This window comes from Rhodanobacter sp. FW021-MT20 (assembly GCF_041107475.1).
GTDB lineage: Bacteria > Pseudomonadota > Gammaproteobacteria > Xanthomonadales > Rhodanobacteraceae > Rhodanobacter_A > Rhodanobacter_A glycinis.
In genome coordinates, this window is record NZ_JBGBPX010000001.1 from 388,182 (window position 1) to 411,833 (window position 23,652).

Consider the following 23,652-nt stretch of genomic DNA (forward strand, 5'->3'; position numbering starts at 1 on the left):
TGCAATGAACCGGGTGCGGTGACTTGCAGCACTGATCCGGTTCGCCCAGCCGTTCTAGGCTGGCTCCCGGGATCTTGGGAGCGGGACATGGACACCATCGACACTCGCCGGCGCAAGGTCGTCGGCATGCTTGCGACCACCCTGGTTGCCGGAAGCGGCGGACTGGCGCCCTTCAAGTCGCTGGCGAAACCGGTGACGCATAGCTGGCCGCTGTGGTCGATCCGGCGCGGCGGCCGGAACATCTATCTCACGGCCGAAACACCGCCGCAGCCCGCCGACTGGCGCGACTCGCGCATCGAGCGGCTTCTCTCGCATTGCTCGGCCCTGTGGACCGAGACCAACAACGTCTACAAGCAGCCGCAGGGCACGCTCATCCAGCGCTACGGCATCGATCCCAAGCACCCCCTCGACGACTGGCTCAATGCGCGCGACAAGGCGCGGCTGGTCGAGGCCGCCCGCTACTGCAAGATGAGCCTCGGCGACCTGGCGCCGTACAGACCGTGGCTCGTCGGTTCGCTGCTCCAGGAGCAGTACTACCGTAGCGCCGGATGGAAAGGAAAATCCGCGCGCGAGGTGCTGGCTGGACAGGCCACGCAGGCAGGCATGCCCTGGCATTGCGAGTTCGAGACCAAGGACGAGGTACTGGCCTGGTTCGGCGCGCTGACGCCGTTGCAGGACGTTCAGTTCCTGCGCTACGCACTCGACGAAGTGCTCGCCGGGCCGGCGGCCGATGCGCGCATCTTCAAGGCCTGGGCGGCAGGCCAGCGTGAGTTGGCGGCTGCAGAAGTAGCACGCTACAACCATGCCTATCCGGAACTGGCGCAACGGCTCACGTTCGCGCGCAACCAAGCCTGGCTGCTCCGGTTCGAGAACATGCTCGACGCCAAGGGCACGCCGCTGGTCGTCGTCGGCCTTTACCACATGGTCGGGCCATCCGGCATTCTCGCCAGCGCCAGCCGCCAAGGCTGGACGGTGGATGCGATCTAGGCTGGCAAGGCACGACCCGGGTGGGAATGGCGGCAAGACGCAGGTGCGCGCCAGAAAGGTGCCGGCTCCGGCCTGCCATCACACCTCGTGATGCACTGCCTCGGCCGGTAGTGCCGTCACCGTCTTGCGACGCGGCGCCAGCTCCACCAGGTACATCGCCGCCAGCACCAGGCCACCGCCCACCAGCATCCGCCAACCGAGTACATCCGTGCCGAAGGCCACCGCGAACGCGGCGGCGAAGACCGGTTCGGTAGTCATCACGATCGCCGCACGCGTGGCCGGCAGATGCGACTGGGCCCAAGTCTGCAACAGCATCGCGCCGGCGCCGGCGATCAGCGCCATGTACAACACGGCAAGCCACGCAGCGGAATCCGGCGGCAGCATCGGACCACCATGCGGCACCGTGGCCAATCCGCAGACCAGCGCAATCGCCACCATCTGCATGGCCGACAAACCGAACGCGTCGTCCGAACGTGCCCAGCGGCCAAGCACCACGATGTGCAGCGCGTACATCACCGCCGAGGCCAGGGTCAGCCACACGCCCGCGCCGACCGAGAAACCGTGCAGCGACAGCAACCCCAGCCCCAGCGTGGCCAGCAGCGTTGCGCCCCACACCCGCGCCCGCACGTGCTGGCGGAACAGCAGCGCGGCAAGGATCGGCGTGAACACCACGTACATGCCGGTGGTGAATCCACTGACGCTGGGGGAGATCAGTGCCAGGCCCCAGGTCTGCAGCAGTTGCCCCACACCGTAGATCGCACCGAGCACCAGACCGCGCATGATGCCGACCCGCCCCAGCCGCCAGACATGCCGGGGAAACAGTGCCAGCATCGCCACCGCCGCCACCGCGAAACGCACGGCGAGGAAATCCGCCACCGGCATCCGCGCGATCACATCCTTGATCATGACGAAGGTCGACCCCCACACGGCCGTCATCAGCAGCAGGCCGAGAGTGGCGAGGGTGGCGAGACGCGAGGTACTCATGGCGCAGGGTCAAAAGTGAGTGAAGAGGAGTGAGAAGTGAGAGAGAGCAAGGCATCGCCCGCTGCGGGGTTCTGGCTTTCTCTCACTTCTCACTCCTCATTTCTCACTCCTCGCCTTAAGCGTTTGCCCGGGAATCTGCAGCGCGAAGTGCGTCCAGATGCCCAGCCATACCGCCGCCGCGACGAACGGATTGCGCGCAGCCGGATCGAACTTGCGGAACCAGCGCCACATGCCGCGATGCTTGTAGCGGCTGACGAACACCGGTCGGTGTCGGCTGGAGCCGCCCTTGCCGTGCAGCACGCGCACGTCGCCGGCCAGCAGCACGCGCCGCCCCGTGTCACGCACGCGGCGGCACAGGTCCAGGTCTTCGCAGTGCAGGAAGTAGCCTTCGTCGAAACCGTCGATGCGCTCGAACAACGTGCGCCGCATCAGCATCAGCGCACCGGAGACCGCTTCGGCCTCGACCACGCGGTCCGGTATCGCGCCCTTGATGTTGACGCCCTCGCCAGGCGTGCCCAACAGATCGACCAGCGCGCGACGCAGCAGCGGATCGCGCCGGTACGAAGCCGGATCGGGCACGCCTTGCGCATCACAGACCACCGCGCCGACCAGCCCCGTCTTCGGGTCATCGTCCAGCACGTCGAGCAGGCGTTGAAGGCTGGCCTGATCGAGCATGCAATCGGGATTGAGCACCAGCAGCACCTCTCCACGCGCCTGCGCGGCCGCACGATTCACCGCGGGCCCGAAGCCGAGGTTGGCGCGGTTGTAGAGCAGTTTCAGGCGCGGCTCGTGCTCCTGCGCGCGAGCGATTGCCTGCGGCACGCCATCGGCCGAGGCGTTGTCGATCAGGATCAGCTCCAGCGGCACCTGGCAGGCCAGCACGTGGCCCACGCAATCGCGCAGGGTCTCGCCACTGTCGGCGGACACCACGATGACGCTGAGCGGCAAATTGACCGATCCGGGGGAAGAAGCGGGGCTGTTCACTGCGCAAGTATGCGGTAGATGCCGGCGCCGGAGAATGCCGGGGCAAGAAAATCGCCTGCGGCATGGCGGCGGGAAGCCCCTCTCCCGTCGGGAGAGGGGGTTGGGGTGAGGGTACGGGCGAAGCGAAGCATCACGCTTCGCCTGTACCTTCACCCGGCTGCCGCCACTCTCTCCCGATGGGAGAGGGATGCACTCGGCAAACACCTCCCGCAACCAGACATCAAGGCTCCAGGTCGTCATGCCCCAGCACGTGTGCCAGGCCAAGCGGGGCGTCATCCTTGCCACGATTCAGCCATGGCTGGCCGGCATGCCAGCCGCACAGCTGCCAGCCACGCAGGCGGTGCAGCCTGTTGCGCTGGCGGTCCAGCAGCACGGTGCCGCGTCCGGCCATCAACGGCATCGCCAGCCAGCGGCCATCGGCGCTGAAACAGCAGCGTGGCTCGACGCCGTCGACACGACGATCGTCGGCCAGCGTCAACACGCGGCCGCTGGCGTGCAGCGTGCCGCCACGGGGGTCGGCAACCCCCTCGCCCACATCCAGCCAGGTCGGCGGCTGCAATTCGATAATGGCCACCGCCGGGCCGATCGGCGCCATCGCCAGCTCGCTCCACTCGGCCGATGACATCGGCGACGGCTGGCGCGGCCGGTCGCGATCCAGCCAGTTGTCCAGCAACACCAGCAGCGAAAAACCGGCCAGCGCGGCCGACATGGTCAACACCCATGCGCGGGGACCACCGCCCAGCACCAGCAGCACCGACAGCAACCAGCCCGGCACGCCCCAGTGCAGCCCCCGGCGCAGCATGCCGGTGTATTCGGCCAGCCGCGCCACCTGCGACAGCAGGGCGGCGGCCAGCGCCAGCAGCAACGGCAATCCCAGCCACCATGGCAGCGACGCCAGCAACAGCAGCCAGGCGACGGTCAGCGCCAACGCCGACCATCGCGGTGGCAACGAAGGTCGGCTCAGCCGCACCACGTCCGCGCGTTGCGGAACATGCGCATCCAGGGCGAATCCTCGCCCCAGGACTCCGGATGCCAGCTCAACTGCACGGTGCGGAACACGCGTTCCGGATGCGGCATCAGAATCGTCACGCGGCCACCCGCAGCGGTGAAGCCGGCCAGGCCGCCCGGCGAGCCGTTCGGATTCAGCGGGAAGTTCTCGGTCGGCTTGCCGCGGTTGTCGACGAAGCGCACCGCACCACCCGATTTCGACGGACTGCACGCATGCGGGAAACTCACCCGTCCCTCGCCGTGCGCCACCGCTACCGGAATGCGCGAACCGGCCATGCCCTTGAAGAACAGGCTGGGCGAATCGAGCACTTCCAGCGTGGCCACGCGCGCCTCGTACTGTTCCGAGGCATTGCGCAGGAACTTCGGCCAGTGCTGCGCGCCGGGAATGATGTCCTTCAGCTGGCTGAGCATCTGGCAACCGTTGCACACGCCCAGCGCGAATTTCGTCTCGTCGGCGAAAAACGCGGTGAACTGCGCGCACAACATGTCGTTGTAGAGGATCGAGGTGGCCCAGCCGCGTCCAGCGCCCAGCACGTCGCCGTAGGAGAAGCCGCCGCAAGCCGCGATACCACGGAAATCGGCCAGCTTCACCCGGCCGCTGGCGAGGTCGGACATGTGCACGTCCACCGCGTCGAAACCGGCGCGGGTGAACGCCGCCGCCATTTCCACCTGGCCGTTGACGCCCTGCTCGCGCAGGATCGCCACGCGCGGCCGCTCGCCCTTGGCGATGAGTGGCGCGGCGATGTCCTCGGCCGGGTCGAAGGTGAGCTTCGGGCTGATGCCCGGATCGGCGTCGTCGATGCGCCACTCCAGCTCGGCATCGGCACTGAGCGGGTTGTCACGCAGGCGCTGCATGGCGTGGCTGGTTTCGTTCCAGGCGCCGAACAGCGTGGTCCATTGCCACTTGAACACCGCTTCGCTGCCCAGGAAGAACTTGATGCCGAGCTTTTCCTTCGGCCGTCCGATGCGATGGCTCATGCCGGCCAGGCTGTATTTGACCAGCAAGGCCTCGAACGTCTCACGATTGGCCGTGGCCACCTGCAGCACCGCGCCCAGCTCTTCGTTGAACAGCGCGCGCAAGGTCGCCTCGGCCCAGCCGTCCAGATGGATTTCCAGGCCGCAATGCCCGGCAAAGGCCATCTCCAGCAAGGTGACGATGGCGCCGCCGTCGGAGCGGTCGTGATAGGCCAGCAACAGGCCGGCGCGGTTGGCTTCCTGCACCAGATCGAACAAGGCCTTCAGGCGCTTGGCGTCATCGAGATCCGGCGGCACGCCGCCCTTGCGGTTGAACACCTGCGCCAGCGCCGAGCCGCCCAGGCGATCACGCCCGGCGCCCAGGTCGACCAGCCACAGGTCGGAATCGCCGCGATCCAGCTGCAATTGCGGGGTCAGCGTGCGACGCACGTCGTCGACGCGAACGAAACCGGTGATCGCCAGTGACACCGGCGACACGGTGCGCTGCGGCGTCTCGCCGTCGGTCCACACCGTCTGCATCGACAGCGAATCCTTGCCCACCGGAATCGAGATATCCAGTGCCGGGCACAGTTCCATGCCCACCGCCTTGACCGCGTCGAACAACGCGGCATCCTCGCCCGGGTGGTTCACCGCGGCCATCCAGTTGGCGGACAGGCGGACCTCGCTCAGGTCGGCAATGGAAGCGGCGGCCAGGTTGGTGATCGCCTCGCCCACGGCCAGTCGCGCCGCGTCGGCACTGCTGAGCAGGGCCACCGGTGCGCGCTCGGCCATCGCCATCGCCTCGCCGGCATAGCCGTCGAAATCGGTCATGGTCACCGCGCAATCGGCCACCGGCACCTGCCACGGGCCGACCATCGGATCGCGGTGATTGAGGCCGCCCACGGTGCGATCGCCGATGGTGATGAGAAAGTTCTTGCTGCCCACGGTGGGCAGGCGCAACACGCGCAGCAACGCCTCGTCCATGCCGATGCCGGACAAGTCGGGAATCAGGTCCACGCGCGGCTTGATGTGCGTGGCGTCGCGGTGCATGCGCGGCGGCTTGCCGAACAGCACGTCCATCGGCAGATCGATCACCGTCAGCCCGCGGCGCGGATCGGTCAGCTTCAGCACGCGCTCGGCGGTGGCCGTGCCGACCACGGCGTACGGGCAGCGCTCGCGTTGGCAATACGCCTCGAATTCGGCCAGGTCGGGCTGCGCGATGCCCAATACATAGCGTTCCTGCGACTCGTTGCTCCACACCTGCATCGGCGACAGCGAGGGGTCGTCGCACGGCACTTTCGACAGGTCGATGTCACCGCCCACGCCGGCATCGTTGAGCAGCTCGGGAATCGCGTTGGACAAACCGCCCGCACCCACGTCGTGGATGCTGACGATGGGGTTGTGCTCGCCGCGCGCCCAGCAGGCGTCGATCACCTGCTGGCAGCGACGCTCCATCTCGGCGTTGTCGCGCTGCACCGAGGCGAAATCCAGTTCGGCGCTGGACGCACCACCCGCCACCGACGAAGCCGCGCCGCCGCCCAGGCCGATCAGCATGGCCGGGCCGCCCAGCACGATCACCGCGTGGTCCGGTTCCAGCATGCGCTTTTGCACGTGGTCGTGGCGGATGTTGGCAAGTCCGCCGGCCAGCATGATCGGCTTGTCGTAGCCGCGACGCACGCCGGTCTCGCCGGTTTCCATCTCGAAGCTGCGGAAGTAGCCGCCCAGGCACGGGCGGCCGAATTCGTTGTTGAACGCGGCGGCGCCCAGCGGGCCATCGCGCATGATCTCGAACGCGCTGGCCATGCGCGGCGGCAGTGGGCGCTCCACTTCCCACGGCTGCGGATGACCGGGAATGCGCAGGTCCGACACCGAGAAACCGGTAAGCCCGGCCTTCGGCTTGGCGCCGCGGCCGGTGGCGCCTTCGTCGCGAATTTCGCCGCCGGCACCGGTGGCCGCACCGGGCCACGGCGCGATGGCGGTGGGATGGTTGTGCGTTTCCACCTTGATCGCGAAATCGATCGGTTCCTGGTGCGCACGCCACACGCCATCGGCGTCGGCGAAGAAGCGCTGGCCTTCGCTGCCGGCGATCACCGCCGCGTTGTCGTGGTAGGCGGACAGCGTGTGCGCAGGCGCGTGCTGATGCGTGTTCTTGATCATCGCGAACAGGCTCTTGTCCTGTTCCTCACCATCCAGCGTCCAACTGGCGTTGAACACCTTGTGGCGGCAATGCTCGGAGTTGGCCTGCGCGAACATGAAGAGTTCAGCATCGGTGGGATCGCGGCCCAGCTCGGCATAGCACTTGGCGAGGTAGTCGATCTCGTCCTCGGCCAGCGCCAGGCCCAGTTCGGCATTGGCCTTCGCCAGTGCCGCGCGGGCATCGCCGCCCAGCGTCACGTGCACCAGGTCACCCGGCGTACCAGCCAGGAACAGGCCCTGCGCCTGGTCCAGCGAGGTGAGCACCGATTGCGTCATCGCATCGTGCAGCACCGCCAGCACCGCCGCATGCGCGGGGTCATCGGCTTCCGGCAGGCCGACCACCTGCCAGGCAATGCCGCGTTCCACCCGGCGCACGTCGAAGCCGGCACCATGCAGGATGTCGGTGGCCTTGCTCGACCACGGCGAGATCGTGCCCAGTCGCGGCCCTACCCACAGCGTGGCCGGCGCGGGCGCCGCATCCTTCGCCTCCAGCACGGCCAGCAGGCGCTGGCGCGCCTCGCCTGCCGGTGCGGCGTCAGCATCGATGAAATAGACAAACCACGAGGCCTGCACGCAGGCGCCACGATGCAAGGCATCGAGACGTGCATTCAGGCGATCGAGACGGAACGGCGAGAGGGCGTTCTGCCCGTCGAGTGCGATCATGCGGGGAACGGCGCTATGCAAGTGGAAACCGCCATTCTACCTGATGCTGCAATACGGCATAACCTGCCGCCCCAGACCGCGCGGTTGAGCCCCTCGCCCATCGGGAGAGGGGTCGGGGTAAGGGTTCGGCAACGCTGTAACGCCACGCTCCGCCCGTACCCTCTTCCGCCTGCGGCCCCCTCTCTCGACGGGAGAGGGACAACAGCAGAAGCGTCAGCCCTCGCTGTGCTTGCGCACGGCCTGCAGCATCTGTTCCGGGGTGAGATAGCCGCCGATCATGGTGCCGTCTTCGGCCACGATGGTCGGGGTGCCGGTGACGCCCAGCTTCACGCCCAGGTCGAATTGCGATTTCACCGGGTTGTCGCAGGTGGCCGGCTTGGGCGCATGTCCTTCCATCGCCGCCGACAGCGCATCCTTGCGGTCGCTCGGGCACCACACCGAGACCATCTCGGTATAGGTCTGCGTGGGTCGGCCGCTGGTGCTGGTCACGCCTTCGCGCGGCCATGCCAGGTAGTCCACCGCGATGCCTTCCTTGTTGAACTCGGCGATGTGCTTGTGCAGCGCCCGGCAGAACCCGCAATTGACGTCGGTAAACACGGTGACGGTGTATTTCGGATGCGGCGGCGCGAACACGATGCGCTGGGCGGCCGGCACCTTGGCCAGTTCCGACTTGCGGAACTGCGCCCATGCGACATCGCCCAGGCTCTTGTGCTTGGCCAGGTCGACCAGGTCGCCATGCAGCATGTATTTGCCATCGGCGCTGACGTAGACCAGCTGGCCGGCGGCGATCACCTGGTAGAAGCCGGGCATCGGCGCCGGCTCGACCACATCCACCTTCAGCCCGGGCGCGAATTTCTCGAGTGCCTGGCGCACCTCGGCCGGCGCGTTCGCGGCATTCGCGGGGGTCGCGGCCGTGCTCGCTACGGTGGAAGCCGCGTCGGAGTTACCGGCCGCACAGGCGCTGAGCGCGAATCCGCCGACGCAAATCGCCAGCAAGCATTTCTTCAACATCGTTACACCTCGAAGGCCGTCGGGGATGCCGGCATGCCGGCCGATTCTCGCACAGCAGCGGGTGCGGGGCGCGGACGTGCTCGTCATTGCGACATCACATCCCGGCACGACGCCGTCAACCGCGTGGATGATGCTGGGCATGCAGACGCTTGAGACCCTCCCGCGCCACCAGCGTGTAGATCTGCGTGGTGCTGAGCGAACTGTGGCCCAGCAGCATCTGCAAGGCGCGCAGGTCGGCGCCGTGGTTGAGCAGATGGGTGGCGAAGGAGTGCCTGAGTACGTGCGGCGAGATGCGTTTGGGCTGGATGCCGACCTTGAGCGCATGGCGCTTCACCAGCGTCCAGAACATCTGCCGCGTCATGCCGGCGCCGCGATTGCTGAGGAACAGCGCCACCGGCTGGCGCCCCTTCGCCAGCGCGGGGCGGGCGTCGGCGAGATAGGCTTCGATGCGTTCCAGCGCCATCTCGCCTACCGGCACCAGTCGGTCCTTGCCGCCCTTGCCGGTGATGCGCAGCACGCCCTGACGGGCGTTGAGCGCGGCCAGCGGCAATTCCACCAATTCGGATACCCGCAGACCCGAGGCGTACATCAGCTCCAGCATCGCGCGATCACGCAAGCCGAGCGTGCTGCTGACATCGGGCGCATCGAGCAGGCTTTCGATCTCGCGCTCGGCCAGCGCCTTGGGCAGGCTGCGCGGCATTCTCGGGCGCTCGATCAGCAACGTGGGATCGTCGAAACCCGGTTCGTCGCGCACGCGGAACGCGTAATAACGCCGGAACGCCGATTGCCGCCGCGCCATCGTACGCACCGCCACAGGGCGATGACCCTGGAACGCGGAAAGATCCTCGCGGCGCGCCGTGCCCAGATTGCGCCCGCGCGCCGCCAGCCAACCGGCCAGCGCCTCCAGGTCACGGCGATAGGCATCCAGTGTGCGGTCGGCCAAGCCGTCTTCCGACCAGATGCGTTCGAGGAATGCGGCGATGCTGGCGGCATCCGCGGCGGAGGGGGTAGCGGCATTCGTGTCCTGCATCTGCATGATGCTTACCGCGGTGTGCACCCGACGCAAGCAAAATCACGCAACGCAGAGCCCACGCTCCTAACCACCCGGTCCGAACCGGCGCTGGCGAACCACCCGAAACCCATGCGCTGGATGCGCTCTTTATCGCGGTAAAATGAGCCACTCATACAGGTATATTCATCAACAGGATGACCATGCCCACCGCGAACGACAACCCGCTCGGCACGTACCTGAAGGACCGCCGCAGCAAGCTCGATGCGGCGGCCCTCGGCTACCCGTCGGAGCGTCGGCGCACGCCGGGACTGCGGCGCGAGGAGGTGGCCCAGCGCGCGCATATCAGCGCCACCTGGTACACGTGGCTGGAACAGGGCCGTGGCGGCGCGCCTTCGGCCGAGGTGCTCGAGCGCATCGCGAGCGCATTGATGCTGACGGATATCGAACGCGAGCACCTGTTCCTGCTCGGCCTGGGCCGGCCGCCCGAGGTCCGTTACCGGGCCGGCGAGGGCGTGACGCCACGACTGCAGCACGTCCTCGACGCGCTGCCCTACAGCCCGGCGCTGGTGAAAACGACCACCTGGGACGTGGTCGCCTGGAACCGCGCCGCGACCCTCTTGCTGACCGACTACAGCGCACTGGCGCCGAAACAGCGCAACGTCCTGCGCATGATCTTCTGTGATCCCCGCGTTCGCGCCGCCCAGTTCGACTGGGACAGCGTCGCCCGCTTCGTGGTGGCCACCTTCCGCGCGGACACGGCTCGCGCCGGCGCCACCGGGGAAGTGGGTGCGCTGGTGGACGAACTGTGCCGGTCGAGCCCCGAATTCGAAGCCCTGTGGCGCGCTCACGACGTGAGTGCCCATGGCAATGGCATCAAGCGCCTGCATCATCCGGCCATCGGCGCGATCGCGTACGAGTATTCGTCCTTTGCCGTCGACGGGCGGCCCGACCTCGGCCTGGTGATCTACAATCCGGCGACCGCGGCCGACGCGCAGCGGATACGCTCGATACTCGATGCAACGTCCGACACGTCCACTGGTCGGACCTGGTCCGGTCACGCGCCGCCCGACATCGACACACCGCCAGGAACGCCATCCGCCCGATGACCATTCACGCCGCAACGCCCTGCCCGCTGTGGCGTCGACTGATCGCGCTGGTCTACGACCTGCTGATCGTGGTGGCGCTGGTGATGGTGGTGGGCCTGCTCAGCCAGTTGGCCACGCACGGACAACTGATCACCACCGACACGCAGACGCACATCGCCTGGTGGTACCAGCCGTTGCAGGGGCTGGTGGTCGCCGCCTATTTTCTCGCGTCATGGCGGCGCGGCGGGCAAACGGTGGGCATGCGTCCATGGCGCATCCGTGTGCTGGCCGCCGACGGCTCGGGGGTGACATGGCGACAGGCGGTGCTGCGCCTGATCGTGGCCGCATTGCCGCTGCTGGGACTGGGACTGGCGCCGTGGCTGGGACAAGCGAGCGCACTGTGGGTGATCGGCATCGCCTGGGCCGCGTGGTTCGGCATCGGCCTGTTCGATCCGCAGCGGCGCGCGTTGCATGACATCGCCGCCGGCACCTTCGTCGCCCGGTAGCCCGACGCCCGCGGACATGTGGCGGTGCAACAAATTCACCCGCCACGCGCTAGAATCCGCATTTTGGTCTTCCGGGGGCATCCCCATGCTCTATCAGATCCATGAATGGCAGCGCGCCTTCCTTGGCCCGCTCAGCCATTTCGCCGAAGCCAGCGCACGCATGCTCAACGAACCGGGCAATCCGATGTCGCAATGGCCCGGCACGCAGCGCATGGCGGCCGGCTACGAGTTGATCCACCGCCTTGGCAAGGATTACGAAAAGCCGGCTTTCGACATCCACAGCGTCGAAGCCCACGGCCACGAGATCGCGGTGATCGAACGCGTGGCGCTGGATACGCCGTTCTGCCAGTTGAAGCGTTTCAAGCGCTTCAGCGACGATCCGGCCACCATCGAGGCGATGAAAAACGAGCCGGTGGTACTGGTGGTGGCGCCGTTGTCCGGCCATCACGCCACGCTGTTGCGCGACACCGTGCGCACGCTGCTGCGCGAACACAAGGTTTACGTCACCGACTGGGTCGACGCACGCATGGTGCCCACCGACGCCGGCCCGTTCGGGCTGGATGACTACGTGGCGCTGATCGAGCAATGCATCCGCCACATCGGCGCCGACCATTTGCACGTGATCTCGGTCTGCCAGCCCACCGTGCCGGTGCTTGCGGCGGTGTCGCTGATGGCCGCGCGCGGCGAAGCCACCCCGCGCAGCCTGACCATGATGGGCGGCCCGATCGATCCGCGACGCAGCCCCACCAGCGTCAACAATCTGGCCACCACGCAGCCGTTGTCGTGGTTCAAGGGCAACGTGATCCACACCGTGCCGGCCAACTATCCCGGCCATGGCCGCGAGGTGTATCCGGGCTTCCTGCAACACGCCGGCTTCATCGCGATGAACCCCAGCCGCCACCTGCAATCGCACTGGGACTTCTACCAGAACCTGCTGCGCGGCGACCTGGAAGACGCCCAGTCGCACCGCAAGTTCTACGACGAATACAACGCCGTGCTGGACATGCCGGCGGAGTTCTACCTCGACACCATCGCCACCGTGTTCCAGCAATTCCTGCTGCCCCGCGGCCTGTGGGACGTGGCCGGTGAACGCGTGAACCCCGCCGCGATCAAGCACAGCGCCCTGCTCACCGTGGAAGGTGAACTGGACGACATCGCCGGCCTCGGCCAGACCCAGGCCGCGCACGACCTGTGCAGCGGCATCCCGGCGAAGCGGCGCGCGCACAAGGTGATCGAGGGTGCCGGTCATTACGGCATTTTCAGTGGGCGTCGCTGGCGCGAAGTGGTGTATCCGCAGGTACGGGATTTCATCCGCAAGTTCGATCAGGCGACCGGCTGACCCTCGCCGGCTTTCGGTAGGAGCGCACCCTGTGCGCGATGGCTTTTGGCTCGGATGGAGCGCCAGAGCCTTCGCGCACAGGGTGCGCTCCTACAAGAGTTTCGGGTGAATCTGCGCTCAACGCAGCGGATGCCGCTCCACTCCGCGCCGGGTGATCTTCACCGGCAGGATGAAACCCTTGGCGTCGAAGTACAGCCGATCGATGCAGACCACCCGATGGTTGGCCGCCGTCTCGCCCTTCGGCCGGCGGTGGTAAACGATGTACCAGTTGCCGTCCGGGGTGTGCAGCAGCGAATGGTGGCCGGCGCCGGTGGCGATCGCCGGGTCCTGCTGCAGGATCTTGCCGATGCGCTTGAACGGCCCCAGCGGCGAGTCGCCGATGGCGTACGCCACCGAGTAGTCCGGCCCGGTCCAGCCGCCTTCCGACCACATCAGGTAATACTTGCCGTCGCGGCGGAACATCAGCGGCCCTTCCACGTAGTGTTCGGGCGTGATCTCCTTGAACGTCTGGCCGTCGGGCAGCGGCTCGAAGCCGGTGAAGTCCGGTTTCAGGTGCGCGATGACGAGATGGCCCCAGCCGCCGTAGAGCAGGTAATAGCTGCCATCGTCGTCGCGGAACACGCCCGGGTCGATCGGCTGCGCGCCGTGGTGGAAGGCGCCGACCAGCGGCTTGCCCAGCAGGTCGCGGAACGGCCCCTGCGGCCGGTCGGCCACCGCCACGCCGATGCCGCCCACTTCGCTGTCACTGTGGATGTCGTTGGCGGCGAAAAACAGGTAGTACTTGCCGTCCTTGTGCACGATCGCCGGCGCCCACAGGGCCTTCTTCACCCACGCCACCGCGCGGGCGTCCAGCACGTGCGGATGCTTGGTCCAGTGCACCAGGTCGGGCGAGGAGAACGCATCGAAGAACAATTGCTTGTCGTAGTCCGCCGAGTAGGTGGGATAGATCCAGTACTGCTTGCCGAAGATCGCCGACTCGGGGTCCGCGTACCAGCCGTGCAGGATCGGGTTGCCGGAGAACTGTTTCGTTCCGGTGGCGACGGGCGTACCACTCCACGCCGCGGTCGCGACGATCCACAGGCCCCAGGCCAGGATCACGGAAAGCCGTCGGCCTGCCGCCAGGCGTGGGCGCTGCGCGCGCTGCTGCAATCGAATCATCACCACCTCTCTCAACGTGCGAAAAACCGTGCGAACGCCTCAAGCGTGCGCTGCACGCCGTCGTCGTCGATATCCAGGTGCGTCACCAGGCGCAAGGTCGGAAGGTAACCGATGCTGATGCGGACGCTCGCCGCCTGCAAATGGACGTCCAGATCACGCAGGCGATCAGCCGGCACATCGACGAAAGCCATGTTGGTGTGGTGACCCAGCAGGTGCACGCCCGGGATCTCGCGCAAGCCATCAGCCAGCCGTGCGGCGCGCGCATGGTCCTCGGCCAGACGTTCGACGTGATGATCCAGCGCATGCAAACCCGCCGCAGCGAGAATACCCGCCTGGCGCCAGCCGCCACCGGTCACCTTGCGCCAGCGCCGGGCCTTGTCGATCAGCGCCGCGGAACCCACCAGCACCGAACCCACCGGTGCGCCCAGCCCCTTGGACAGGCAGATCGATACGCTGTCGAAAAGCTGCGCGATCTCGCGTGCCGGCACGCCATCGGCCACTGCCGCGTTGAACAGGCGCGCGCCATCCAGATGCAAGGCCAGGCCGCGCTCGCGGGCAAAGTCATGCGCGGCCCGCAGGTAATCCCGCGGCAACACGCGACCGTGCCAGGTGTTTTCCAGCGCCAGCAATTTCGTGCGTGCAAAATGCGGATCGACCGGCTTGATCGCCGCCGCGATCTTCTCCAGCGGCAGCGTGCCATCCACGTCATGCGGAATCGGCTGCGGCTGGATCGAACCCAGCACCGCCGCGCCGCCGCCTTCGAACTTGTAGGTATGCGCATCGGCGCCGACCAGGTATTCGTCGCCGCGTTCGCAATGCGACATCAGCGCCAGCAGGTTGGACTGCGTGCCGCTGGGTACGAACAACCCCGCCTCGAAACCGAGATCACTGGCCAGTCGCTGCTGCAAGGCGTTGACGGTGGGGTCTTCACCGTAGACGTCGTCGCCCACTTCGGCCTCGACCATCGCCACGCGCATCGCGGGCGTGGGCCGGGTCACCGTGTCGCTGCGCAGATCCACCCATTCCACGGCACACCTCGTCGTATTCCGGAAAACGGTCAGATTGGAAGATGTGCGCTGCCACGGCAAGTGCGGGATGGCGCTGAATCAGCGCGACCGATGCCGACGTCCCATCAGGCCGACTCGATTTCGTGCCATGCCCACGGTGGCAGGATGGCGAACAGTCCGTCGCGCTGCGTACGACGGGCCAGCCGCAGCAAGGCGTCGTCACGACTGAGCAAGACCTGCGCACCGGCCATCGCGGCCAGCTCCAGGAATTTCTGGTCATCCGGATCGGCGCAGCGCGGCAAGCGCGCATCCACCGGTGTCGATGGCAGGCAGCGGACGCAGGCATCGAACGCGGCAGCAGCCTGCGCGCGTCGTTCCGGCGCGAGTGCCAGCCGCGGATACGCCAGCACGGCCAGCCATTCGGCGCGGCAATCGTCGCGCGTCACCGCCTCGACGCGGCCTTCGCGCAAGGCCGCCCGCAGGTCCGCGCAACGCGGATCGTCGAACACGAACAGGTCGAGGCAGACATTGGTGTCCAGCACAAGGCGCGGTCGCGCCGGCGGTTGCCGCTCAGACACGCTTGCGGAAATACAGCCATGCCAGCCCCGCCAGCAGGATCGCGGGCAAGACGTTGGCCACCCCCGGCGGCACGCCGTAGACGGTGCCGAAACTGACCATCGCCTTCTGCAGGAAATACCAGCCGATTGCCAGCAGCATGCCGATGAAGATGCGTTTGCCCAGACCACCCGAACGCAGCGTGCCAAACGCGAACGGCATCGCGCACAACACCAGCACCAGCACGTTGAATGGATACAGTGCGCGCGCCCAGAATGCGATGGCGTAAGGGCCGGGATTCTCGCCGTTGCTTTCCAGGTAACGCATGCTGCGATGCAGATCGCGCATCGGCAGGTACTGCGGCTGGATCAGCGACTGTTCGAGGATGCGCGGGTTGAGATGCGACGCCCACAGCACGCGCGCGGACTGGCTGCTGTGCGTGCCCTTGTCGTCCAGGGTGGTGGTGCGAACGTTGTTCAGTACCCACTGACCGCCCACGTGCTCGGCGGTCTTGGCCCAGTCGAAGCGGCTGAGCTGGCCATCCGGAGTCAGCGTGAACACGCGCACGTCGGCCAGTTGCACTTCGCTGTGGCCGTCCTCGTGCTTGAGCATGCTGGCGCGGGCATTGATGATGCGATCGCCGTCGCGCGCCCACAGCCCGCTGCCGTTGGTCAGGCCGAGGTTGCCGGACTTCATGCGCAACTGCATGGCCTGGGCTTGCTGGTCGCCCCACGGCCCCACCGTCTCGCCCATGACCACCACGGCCACCAGCAGCACAGCCACCACGCCGGCGGCCGAGGCGGCAATGCGCATGCGCGACATGCCCGCCGCGCGCAACGCGGTCAGCTCGCCGCTGGAAGCCAGCGCACCGAGGCCGAGCAGGCCGCCGATCAGCGCGGCATTCGGAAACATCTCGTACATGCGTCGCGGCACGGTGACCAGGATGTACACCGCCGCGTTGCTGACCGTATAACCGTTCTTGCCCACGTTGCCGAGCTGGCGCAGGAATTCGAACACTGCGTCAAAACCGGTCAGTACCAGCCATACCATGAGCATCGAGCCGAGCACGCTCAGGCTGACCAGCCAGTCGACGCGCTTGATGCGCCAAGCCTCCATCAGGCATTCCCCCCGCGCGGCTTACGCGCGGCGTATTGCCGTTGGAACAGCCATGCCCCGAGCACGAATACCAGTGCACTCACTACCCACAATGCGCCGGCATGGTGCCAGTGGCCCTTGACGATCTGGCCGCGGCACAGCGCCAGCACCAGGTAATAGGCATAGAACCCGAGCACCGCCAGCAGCATGCGACCGAAGCGCGGTTCGCGCGGACTTTGCCGCGCCATCGGCAGCGCCAGCATCACCAGCACCAGTGCCATCGCCGGGGCGATGGTGCGCCAGGCGAACTCGGCCCGCGCGTCGGCGTTGTCGACATGCGCCAGGGTGAAGGTATCCAGCGTATGTGCCGGATCGTCGCCATCATCCGACTGCACATTGGTCAGCGAGGTGTCGTTGCGCTGGTACTGCATGCGGCGCCAGTTGTCGCCACCCAGCGGAATCTCGTACTGCCAGCCATCGTCCAGCGACAGGTAACGGTCCTCGCCGTTGCTGCCCTGGTACAGGTGGCCCTTGGTTCCCGTGATCAGCTTGACCTGCTGAACGCCGTCCTTGCCAGTGCGTTCGGTGGCGATGAAGGTGCGCCCGAGCTGGCTGCCATCGCGGCTCAAGGTATCGACCAGGATGATGCCACCCTTGCCGGGCAACTCGGTGAAGCGCCCCGCGTCGAGGCCGGCCGCGATCACCGAACGGTTCGCCGCCGCCACCACCTGGTTGGACTTGGCGGCAGCCCACGGCCCCAGCCATAGCGAGACCACGCCCACCACCAACGCGAGAATCAGCGCCAGCAGCGCCACCGGCCGCAACAACCCGCGCGGGCCCATGCCGGACGAGGCCAGCACGTGCATCTCGCTCTCGCGGTACATCCGACCCAGCGCCAGCAGGATGCCGATGAAGCCGGCCAGCAGCAGCAACGTGGACAGGCTGTCGAGCATGTTCAGCCCCAGCACCTGGAACATCACGCTGGCCGGGAAGCTGCCGTTGGCGACCTGCTTGAGCACCTGCGCGAAGGTGGTGCCGGACATGATCGCCAGCAACACGATGGCGGTCGCAGCCACGGTCTGGCCCAGCTCACGCAGGAAGTAGCGGTCGAGGATGCTCAGCATGCGATAGAATCAATGGCTTCACGCCGCGCCACGCGGCCGGCAAACCCCAAGTCTAGCCGGTTCCACCCCGCCGGCGCTCTGCAGGACATTTCCGATGACGCTTCAGTTCAGCCTTGCCTCCGCCGCCCCCGAAACCGTCGACAGCCCCTGCGTGGTGGTCGGTGTGTACGAGAACGGCCTGCTCACCAGCGCCGCCGCGCGCATCGATGGTGCCGCCGGCGGCGTGATCAAGCGGCAGGTGGAAAGCGGCGACATCAACGGCAAGGCCGGCAGCGTCACCGTGCTGTTCGCGCCCGAGGGCGTCAGCGCCAAGCGCGTGCTGGTGGTGGGCTTGGGTGCGCAGAAAAGCTTCGACGCCGCCCGCTTCCAGAAGGTGAACATCGAAGCCGCCCGCGCCCTGGGCAAGTTGCCGCTGGACAATGCCGCATCCTGGCTCACCGAGCTGGACGTGCCCGGCCACGATACCGCCTGGCGCGTGCGCACCGCTGCGCTGGCCGCCGACTACGCCGCCTACCGCTACACCGCCACCGTCAAGCCGCGCGATCAAGGCAAGCCGGCGCTGACCACGCTCGCCTTTGCCGCCGCTGACGACGCCCACGCCGGGCTCGACCAGGCCCGCGGCATCGCCGAAGGCGTGCGCTTCGCCCGCGAGCTGGCCAACCTGCCGCCGAATATCTGCACTCCCGCCTATATCGCCGAACAGGCGCAGGCCTTCGCCGATGCGCATGACAAGGTCAGCTGCCGCGTGCTCGATCACGTGGAAATGGAAAAGCTCGGCTTCGGCTCGCTGCTTGCGGTGGGTCGCGGCTCGGCCAACAAGCCGAAACTGATCGCGCTGGAATATCGCGGTGGCGCCGAGGGTGACAAGCCCTACGCCTTCGTCGGCAAGGGCATCACTTTCGACACCGGCGGTATCAGCCTGAAGCCCGGCCCCGGCATGGACGAAATGAAGTTCGACATGGGTGGCGCCGCCGGCGTGCTGGGTGGCTTCGTCTCTGCGGTGAAGATGGGCCTGCCACTCAACCTGGTCTGCGTGGTGCCCTCGGCCGAGAACATGCCCGACGGCGACAGCTATCGCCCCGGCGACGTGCTGACCAGCCTGTCCGGCCAGACCATCGAAGTGCTCAACACCGATGCCGAAGGGCGCCTGATCCTGTGCGATGCACTGACTTGGACCGCGCAGACGTTCCAGCCGGTCTCGATCATCGACGCCGCCACGCTGACCGGCGCCTGCGTGATCGCGCTGGGCAAGCATGCCAGCGGCCTGATGAGCAAGCACGACGACCTCGCCGCCGAACTGCTCGCCGCCGGCGAAACCACGCTGGACCGCGCCTGGCGCCTGCCGTTGTGGGACGACTACCAGGTGCAGCTGGAATCCGGCTTCGCCGACATGGCCAACATCGGCGGCAAGAGCGCCGGTGCGATCACCGCCGGCTGCTTCCTGTCGCGCTTCACCGACGGCCAGCGCTGGGCCCACCTGGACATCGCCGGCACCGCCTGGGACGAAGGCCGCAAGGGCGGCTCCACCGGCCGCCCGGTGGCGCTGCTGGCGCAGTGGCTGATCGATCGGAGCGAGAAGCGAGTGAAGAGAAGTTGAGGAGTGAGAGATGCGCGTTTGAGGCATCATCACGCTCACCGTTTTCTCTCACTTCTCTCTCCTCTCCACTCACTCCTGCCCTATGCGCGCCGACTTTTACCTGATCGACAAGCCGCGCTTTCGCGAGCAGCCGCTGTTGCTGGTTTGCGAACTGGCGAAGAAAGCCTGCGCGGCGGCACAGCCCACGCTGATCCTGTGCCGCGACTTCGCCCAGGCCGAGGCGCTGGATGATCTGCTGTGGGCGTTCGACGACGACGCCTTCATCCCGCACCAGCTCGCCGGCGACGACGACGATGCCGACACTGCGGTGCTGGTCGCGCCGCCCGGCATCGACACGCCGCCGCGACCGCTGATGATCAACCTGCGCGACGATTGCCCCGATGCCGTCGGCGAACGCGTGCTGGAAGTGGTGGCGGCCGATCCCTCCGCCCGCGAAGGCTCGCGCACCCGTTGGCGCGAATACCTGCGTCGCGGATTCCAGGTGAACAAGTTCGACATGTGAGGGGCGGCGGCCCCTGCAGCCAGCCACCCCGCTTTTCACAGGAGCGCACCCTGTGCGCGAATGCCCTCGGTTCTGATCAAGCGCAGAGCATTCGCGCACAGGGTGCGCTCCTACCCGGTTACGGCGAGAACACACGTGGTGTTTTTGGCGATCGTCTTACACCGAATCGGTTTCGACGGCGCCCGCAACAGGCACCATCGCCAGCACCTCGGCCAGTTGCGCACCGGTCAGCGGTTTGCGCAGAAAATCGTCCATGCCGGCAGCGCGGCTGCGTGCTTCCTCGTCACCGCCGGATCGCGCGGTGATCGCGACGATCCACACGCGGGCGTGCTCGCCCTGGCGGATCAGCCGGGCCAGCTGCAGGCCGTCGACACCGGGCAAGTCCAGGTCCAGCAGGATCGCATCGCACGGCCCCTGCTCCAGTTCGGCCAGCGCCTGCAAGCCGTTGCCGGCGTAGCGCACGCGATGCCCCTGGTGTTCCAGCAGGCCGCGTACCACCGCGGCCACGATGGCATCGTCCTCCACCAGCAGCACGTCGAGCACGCGCCCATTCCCGCTGGGTTTCGTCTTGGCCGTGCGCTTCGTCATGCTCGGCGCCAGCTTCAGCGGCAAGCGCACGCTGAAGGTGCTGCCCTGCCCGGACGCCGAGTGCAGGCTGATCGTGCCCTCCATCAACGCGACCAGTTCGCGACAGATCGCCAGGCCCAGCCCGCTGCCGGAGCGCCGCTGCGGGCCATCGTCCTGTTCGAACCGCTCGAACAGGCGCGCCTGGCTTTCCTTGGGAATGCCCGGGCCGGTGTCGATGACCGTGCACACCAGCGCATCGCCGCGCCAACGCATCGCCAGCGTCACGCTGCCGCGCTCGGTGAATTTCAGTGCATTGTTGACCAGGTTGAACAACACCTGCTTGATGCGCATCGCATCGCCAACCAGGCGCAGAGGCAGCTCATCATCCAGTTCCGTCTTCATGACCAGGCCCTTGGCCTGGGCCTGCCCGCACTCCAGTCGCGCCACATCCTCCGCCAGCAGGCGCGGACTGAACGGCGCCAGCTCCAGCTCCAGCTTGCCGGCCTCGATGCGGGCCAGGTCCAGCGCATCGTTCACCAGCTTCAGCAACAAGCCGCCGGAACGCTGCATGGCCTCGGTGTAGTCGCGCTGCTGCTCGGTCTGCGACGTGCTCAGCAGCAATTCGGCCATGCCCATCACGCCGGTCATCGGCGTACGGATCTCGTGGCTCAGCGTGGCCAGGAACTGGCTCTTCGCCGCGCTGGCCTGCTCGGCCAGGTTGCGCCGCTGCTCGGCCATCAACATCTGGTGCCGATGTGCCAGCCGGCGGCGCCAGGCCAGCAAGATCAGCCATATCAGCAAGCCCAGCAGCGCGACGTACACCAGCCATGCCCACCAACGCAGCCAGGGTGGCGACTGCACCCGGATCTGCAATGGCGTGGCCAGCCGGCCCCACACGCCATTGGCGCCGGCAGCCATGACCTGCAGCTGGTAATCGCCATTGGCCAGTCCGGCAAAGTCGCGCTCGCCGCGACTGCCGGTATCGACCCAGTCGGCATCGAAGCCGCTCAAGCGGAACCGGTAGTCGTTGGCCGTCGGATTCATGTACGAGGCCACCCGCGCGCTGACGTGCAGATCGCGATCGCGCCAACCCAGATGGATCGTCGCGTCGTCGATGGGCAAGGACTGGACCTGGCCATCGCGACGCACCTCGATGCCGGCCAGTCTGACCAGGGGCACTCCTGCTTTCACCGCGCTTTTTCGACGCAGCGCGCGAAACCCGATCACGCCGCTTTTGGATACCGCGTAGATGCTGCCATCGGCGGTAGTGGCCGTGATCTCGTTGAGGAATTGCGCATCCGTCAGCCCATCCTTCGGACCGTAGCGATACGTGGCACGCGTCACGGGATCGAAACGTCGAAGCCCGTTCATGTCGAGCAGCCAGACCTGGTCCAGCGCGTCGACCTTGATGCCCATCAGGTTCTGCGCCGACCAGTCCGGCAGGTCGTCGACGCGATCATCCAGCACCGCGTGCAAGTCATGCCCGGGGCTGCCGGCGAGGTGGTAGTGCTGCAATCCCTGGTCCAGCGCCAGCCAGAAGCCGTGCGAATCGAAATCGATCGAGTAGATGGGCACCCGCGGCACACCCGACACGAACCGCATGCGCTGGGCGCCGTCGTCCAGCCGCAACAAGCCTTTTTTCGAGGCATACCAGAGCGTGTCGGCATGCGCCAGCAACTGATTGGGCAGCGGCACCGTGCCCCCCGAGCCGGCCAGCGGCAACGGCTTCAACGCGAGACTGTCCGGGTCGATCGCGAACAGGCCCTTGTGCCAACAGGCCAGGAAAACCCGCCCATCGGCAAACGTCGCCAGCCTGACCGGGCGGGTGACACCCGCCTTGCCGAGATCCAGCGGCGTCAGCTTGCCCCGGTCGAACAGGGACACGCTGCCTTCGGCATTGATCCATACGCGCCCGCGCACGTCCTCGACGATGTCGATGACCGCGCCACGCAGCCCGGTGACCACATGCTGCGCATGGCCGGTAACCGGGTCGAGCCGATCAACCCAGCCGGTACCGCCCACCCAGAGCGAACCATGGTCGCCCAGGGCAATCGTCTGCGCCGACGTGCCGGCCAGGCTGTCCGCCTGGTCGGGGATGTGCGTGAAGCGGGTGAAGTGGTCCCAGCCCGGTGGCAGGTAGGCGACGCCGCCGTCTTCGCCGGCCAGCCACAAGCCGCCTTCGCGATCGCGGCACAGCTGCCAGATCCAGCTGCCCGGCAAGCCACCTTGCAACAACGGCTCGCCACCGATCAGTTGCCACTGGCCCGGGGCCTTCTCGAAAAACATCCCTTTCTCGGTCGCGACCCACAGGCGCCCGGCATGGTCATGCACGCTGCTCATCACGCGCTGGCCGGCCAGACCGTCGATCTTCAGCGGGTGCGCCACGCCATCGGCGCCGACTTTCAGCAGCCCGCCGGTCACCGCTATCCGCACGTCGTCGCCGCTGCCGTCGATGCGCCAGATCTTCAGCTTTGCCGTGAATGCCGGATCCACCGGCACGCGCTGCAGCCGGCCATCGAGCTGGCGCAGGTAGATGCCCGTGGAGGTGCCCAGCCACATCCGGCCATCGGCTTCGACATGCAAGGCACGAACCGCGCCGAGGTCGCGCAAGCCCGGAACGTTGCCGTAGACATGGGTAAAACCTTTCCGATCGGCATTCATGCGATCGAGGCCGGCGTCCGTGGCCACCCATAGGCGGCCATCGGGTGTGGTGGCGGTGGCCCACACTTCGTCGTTCGACAGGCTGGCCGGATCCTTGTCGCTGTGCTGCCAGTTGCGAAAGTCACCGGTGGTGGGATCGTACCGGCTCAGGCCCTTGTCGATGCCACCGATCCAGAGCATGTCGTGGCTATCCACCGACAAGCTGTAAATGTTGCCGCCGACGAGCGAATCGGGATTGCCGGCCTCGTGCAGGAAGGTCTTGAAGCTGACGCCGTCGTAGCGCACCAGGCCACCGGACATGCCGAACCACATGTTGCCCCGCCGGTCCTGGGTGACGGCGTAAACCACGCCACCGGGCAAGCCGTCGCTCACGCTGTAGGAACGAAATTGCGGCGTCAGCGTGGGCGCAGTCACCGCGATCCCGGGCACAGCCGCGCGCGCACCTTCCGCCACCGGCCTGGCCGATGCCGCGAATGCCGATAACGCCAGCACGAAGCCGAATAACCAGGACGCCCGCACGCGATTCCCCTGCAGCTGCCTTGCATCATGCCCAAGCCCCGCCGTCACGACGAATCGATCGAGGTTCGGGAGCGCTGGCCGAGAAAGATCCGTCATTGTAGTCAATATCGAAATCGCCATCCCGATGCCTTTCGGGCC

General features: G+C 67.0%; 18 protein-coding genes. 6 read left to right on the forward strand and 12 right to left on the reverse strand.

Annotated elements, in window-relative coordinates; translation table 11 throughout:
• Window positions 1-87: 87 nt before the first annotated feature.
• Window positions 88-987: a TraB/GumN family protein gene (locus tag AB7849_RS01950; protein WP_008215240.1), complete on the forward strand. Its 900-nt coding sequence runs from the start codon at window positions 88-90 to the stop codon at window positions 985-987.
• A 78-nt stretch (window positions 988-1,065) separates the two neighbouring features.
• Here AB7849_RS01950 and AB7849_RS01955 read toward each other — a convergent pair whose 3' ends face one another.
• The 6 genes from AB7849_RS01955 to xerD form a co-directional block, all read right to left on the reverse strand.
• Window positions 1,066-1,971, reverse strand: a complete 906-nt coding sequence (locus tag AB7849_RS01955; RefSeq protein ID WP_008215237.1) for a DMT family transporter — start codon at window positions 1,969-1,971, stop codon at window positions 1,066-1,068.
• Between the two features lie 96 nt (window positions 1,972-2,067).
• Complete coding sequence (locus tag AB7849_RS01960; RefSeq protein ID WP_008215234.1) at window positions 2,068-2,919, reverse strand: glycosyltransferase family 2 protein; 852 nt, start codon at window positions 2,917-2,919, stop codon at window positions 2,068-2,070.
• 256 nt (window positions 2,920-3,175) lie between these two features.
• On the reverse strand, window positions 3,176-3,904 hold the full coding sequence (locus AB7849_RS01965; RefSeq protein WP_050984382.1) for a hypothetical protein: 729 nt from the start codon (window positions 3,902-3,904) through the stop codon (window positions 3,176-3,178).
• Between the two features lie 11 nt (window positions 3,905-3,915).
• Window positions 3,916-7,776 carry a phosphoribosylformylglycinamidine synthase gene (purL, locus tag AB7849_RS01970; protein WP_008215231.1) on the reverse strand — a complete coding sequence of 1,287 codons (3,861 nt, stop codon included), beginning with the start codon at window positions 7,774-7,776 and terminating at the stop codon, window positions 3,916-3,918.
• A 213-nt stretch (window positions 7,777-7,989) separates the two neighbouring features.
• Entirely contained in the window at window positions 7,990-8,787 is a 798-nt protein-coding gene (locus AB7849_RS01975) for a disulfide isomerase DsbC N-terminal domain-containing protein (protein WP_369500501.1), read from the reverse strand.
• Between the two features lie 115 nt (window positions 8,788-8,902).
• A complete protein-coding gene (xerD, locus tag AB7849_RS01980; RefSeq protein WP_037101860.1) occupies window positions 8,903-9,823 on the reverse strand; it encodes a site-specific tyrosine recombinase XerD in 921 nt (306 codons plus the stop codon).
• A 176-nt stretch (window positions 9,824-9,999) separates the two neighbouring features.
• Between xerD and AB7849_RS01985 the strand changes: the two genes are divergently transcribed.
• From AB7849_RS01985 to AB7849_RS01995, 3 genes are all read left to right on the forward strand, one after another.
• Complete coding sequence (locus AB7849_RS01985; protein WP_008215222.1) at window positions 10,000-10,905, forward strand: helix-turn-helix transcriptional regulator; 906 nt, start codon at window positions 10,000-10,002, stop codon at window positions 10,903-10,905.
• The gene (locus AB7849_RS01990; RefSeq protein WP_369500502.1) at window positions 10,902-11,390 is read left to right on the forward strand and encodes an RDD family protein; all 489 of its coding nucleotides are present in this window, start codon (window positions 10,902-10,904) and stop codon (window positions 11,388-11,390) included. Before AB7849_RS01985 ends, AB7849_RS01990 begins: the two co-directional genes overlap by 4 nt.
• An 85-nt stretch (window positions 11,391-11,475) precedes the next feature.
• A complete protein-coding gene (locus AB7849_RS01995) occupies window positions 11,476-12,729 on the forward strand; it encodes a polyhydroxyalkanoate depolymerase (protein WP_008215218.1) in 1,254 nt (417 codons plus the stop codon).
• A gap of 117 nt (window positions 12,730-12,846) precedes the next feature.
• On the opposite strand, the gene AB7849_RS02000 is transcribed toward AB7849_RS01995, so the two are convergent.
• The 5 genes from AB7849_RS02000 to lptF form a co-directional block, all read right to left on the reverse strand.
• On the reverse strand, window positions 12,847-13,887 hold the full coding sequence (locus tag AB7849_RS02000) for a glycoside hydrolase family 43 protein (protein WP_008215217.1): 1,041 nt from the start codon (window positions 13,885-13,887) through the stop codon (window positions 12,847-12,849).
• An 11-nt stretch (window positions 13,888-13,898) separates the two neighbouring features.
• Complete coding sequence (gene ltaE, locus AB7849_RS02005; protein ID WP_008215216.1) at window positions 13,899-14,915, reverse strand: low-specificity L-threonine aldolase; 1,017 nt, start codon at window positions 14,913-14,915, stop codon at window positions 13,899-13,901.
• A gap of 104 nt (window positions 14,916-15,019) precedes the next feature.
• Entirely contained in the window at window positions 15,020-15,472 is a 453-nt protein-coding gene (locus AB7849_RS02010; protein WP_037101843.1) for a putative toxin-antitoxin system toxin component, PIN family, read from the reverse strand.
• On the reverse strand, window positions 15,465-16,565 hold the full coding sequence (gene lptG, locus AB7849_RS02015) for an LPS export ABC transporter permease LptG (RefSeq protein ID WP_008215211.1): 1,101 nt from the start codon (window positions 16,563-16,565) through the stop codon (window positions 15,465-15,467). The genes AB7849_RS02010 and lptG overlap by 8 nt, the downstream gene beginning before the upstream one ends.
• A complete protein-coding gene (gene lptF / locus AB7849_RS02020) occupies window positions 16,565-17,668 on the reverse strand; it encodes an LPS export ABC transporter permease LptF (protein ID WP_008215209.1) in 1,104 nt (367 codons plus the stop codon). The genes lptG and lptF overlap by 1 nt, the downstream gene beginning before the upstream one ends.
• A 94-nt stretch (window positions 17,669-17,762) precedes the next feature.
• Between lptF and AB7849_RS02025 the strand changes: the two genes are divergently transcribed.
• Entirely contained in the window at window positions 17,763-19,265 is a 1,503-nt protein-coding gene (locus AB7849_RS02025) for a leucyl aminopeptidase (protein ID WP_008215207.1), read from the forward strand.
• 82 nt (window positions 19,266-19,347) lie between these two features.
• On the forward strand, window positions 19,348-19,767 hold the full coding sequence (locus tag AB7849_RS02030) for a DNA polymerase III subunit chi (protein ID WP_008215205.1): 420 nt from the start codon (window positions 19,348-19,350) through the stop codon (window positions 19,765-19,767).
• Between the two features lie 156 nt (window positions 19,768-19,923).
• Here AB7849_RS02030 and AB7849_RS02035 read toward each other — a convergent pair whose 3' ends face one another.
• Window positions 19,924-23,514 carry a hybrid sensor histidine kinase/response regulator gene (locus AB7849_RS02035; RefSeq protein ID WP_008215203.1) on the reverse strand — a complete coding sequence of 1,197 codons (3,591 nt, stop codon included), beginning with the start codon at window positions 23,512-23,514 and terminating at the stop codon, window positions 19,924-19,926.
• Between the last annotated feature and the right edge of the window lie 138 nt (window positions 23,515-23,652).

Bases quoted from the DNA above. Each gene is read 5' to 3' on its own strand.
- AB7849_RS02000 (WP_008215217.1), bottom strand. From the start codon at position 13,887: ATGATTCGATTGCAGCAGCGCGCGCAGCGCCCACGCCTGGCGGCAGGC.
- purL (WP_008215231.1), bottom strand. From the start codon at position 7,776: ATGATCGCACTCGACGGGCAGAACGCCCTCTCGCCGTTCCGTCTCGAT.
- xerD (WP_037101860.1), bottom strand. From the start codon at position 9,823: ATGCAGATGCAGGACACGAATGCCGCTACCCCCTCCGCCGCGGATGCC.
- AB7849_RS01995 (WP_008215218.1), top strand. From the start codon at position 11,476: ATGCTCTATCAGATCCATGAATGGCAGCGCGCCTTCCTTGGCCCGCTC.
- AB7849_RS01990 (WP_369500502.1), top strand. From the start codon at position 10,902: ATGACCATTCACGCCGCAACGCCCTGCCCGCTGTGGCGTCGACTGATC.
- AB7849_RS01955 (WP_008215237.1), bottom strand. From the start codon at position 1,971: ATGAGTACCTCGCGTCTCGCCACCCTCGCCACTCTCGGCCTGCTGCTG.
- AB7849_RS02025 (WP_008215207.1), top strand. From the start codon at position 17,763: ATGACGCTTCAGTTCAGCCTTGCCTCCGCCGCCCCCGAAACCGTCGAC.
- AB7849_RS01950 (WP_008215240.1), top strand. From the start codon at position 88: ATGGACACCATCGACACTCGCCGGCGCAAGGTCGTCGGCATGCTTGCG.
- AB7849_RS01975 (WP_369500501.1), bottom strand. From the start codon at position 8,787: ATGTTGAAGAAATGCTTGCTGGCGATTTGCGTCGGCGGATTCGCGCTC.
- lptG (WP_008215211.1), bottom strand. From the start codon at position 16,565: ATGGAGGCTTGGCGCATCAAGCGCGTCGACTGGCTGGTCAGCCTGAGC.
- AB7849_RS02030 (WP_008215205.1), top strand. From the start codon at position 19,348: ATGCGCGCCGACTTTTACCTGATCGACAAGCCGCGCTTTCGCGAGCAG.
- lptF (WP_008215209.1), bottom strand. From the start codon at position 17,668: ATGCTGAGCATCCTCGACCGCTACTTCCTGCGTGAGCTGGGCCAGACC.
- AB7849_RS01985 (WP_008215222.1), top strand. From the start codon at position 10,000: ATGCCCACCGCGAACGACAACCCGCTCGGCACGTACCTGAAGGACCGC.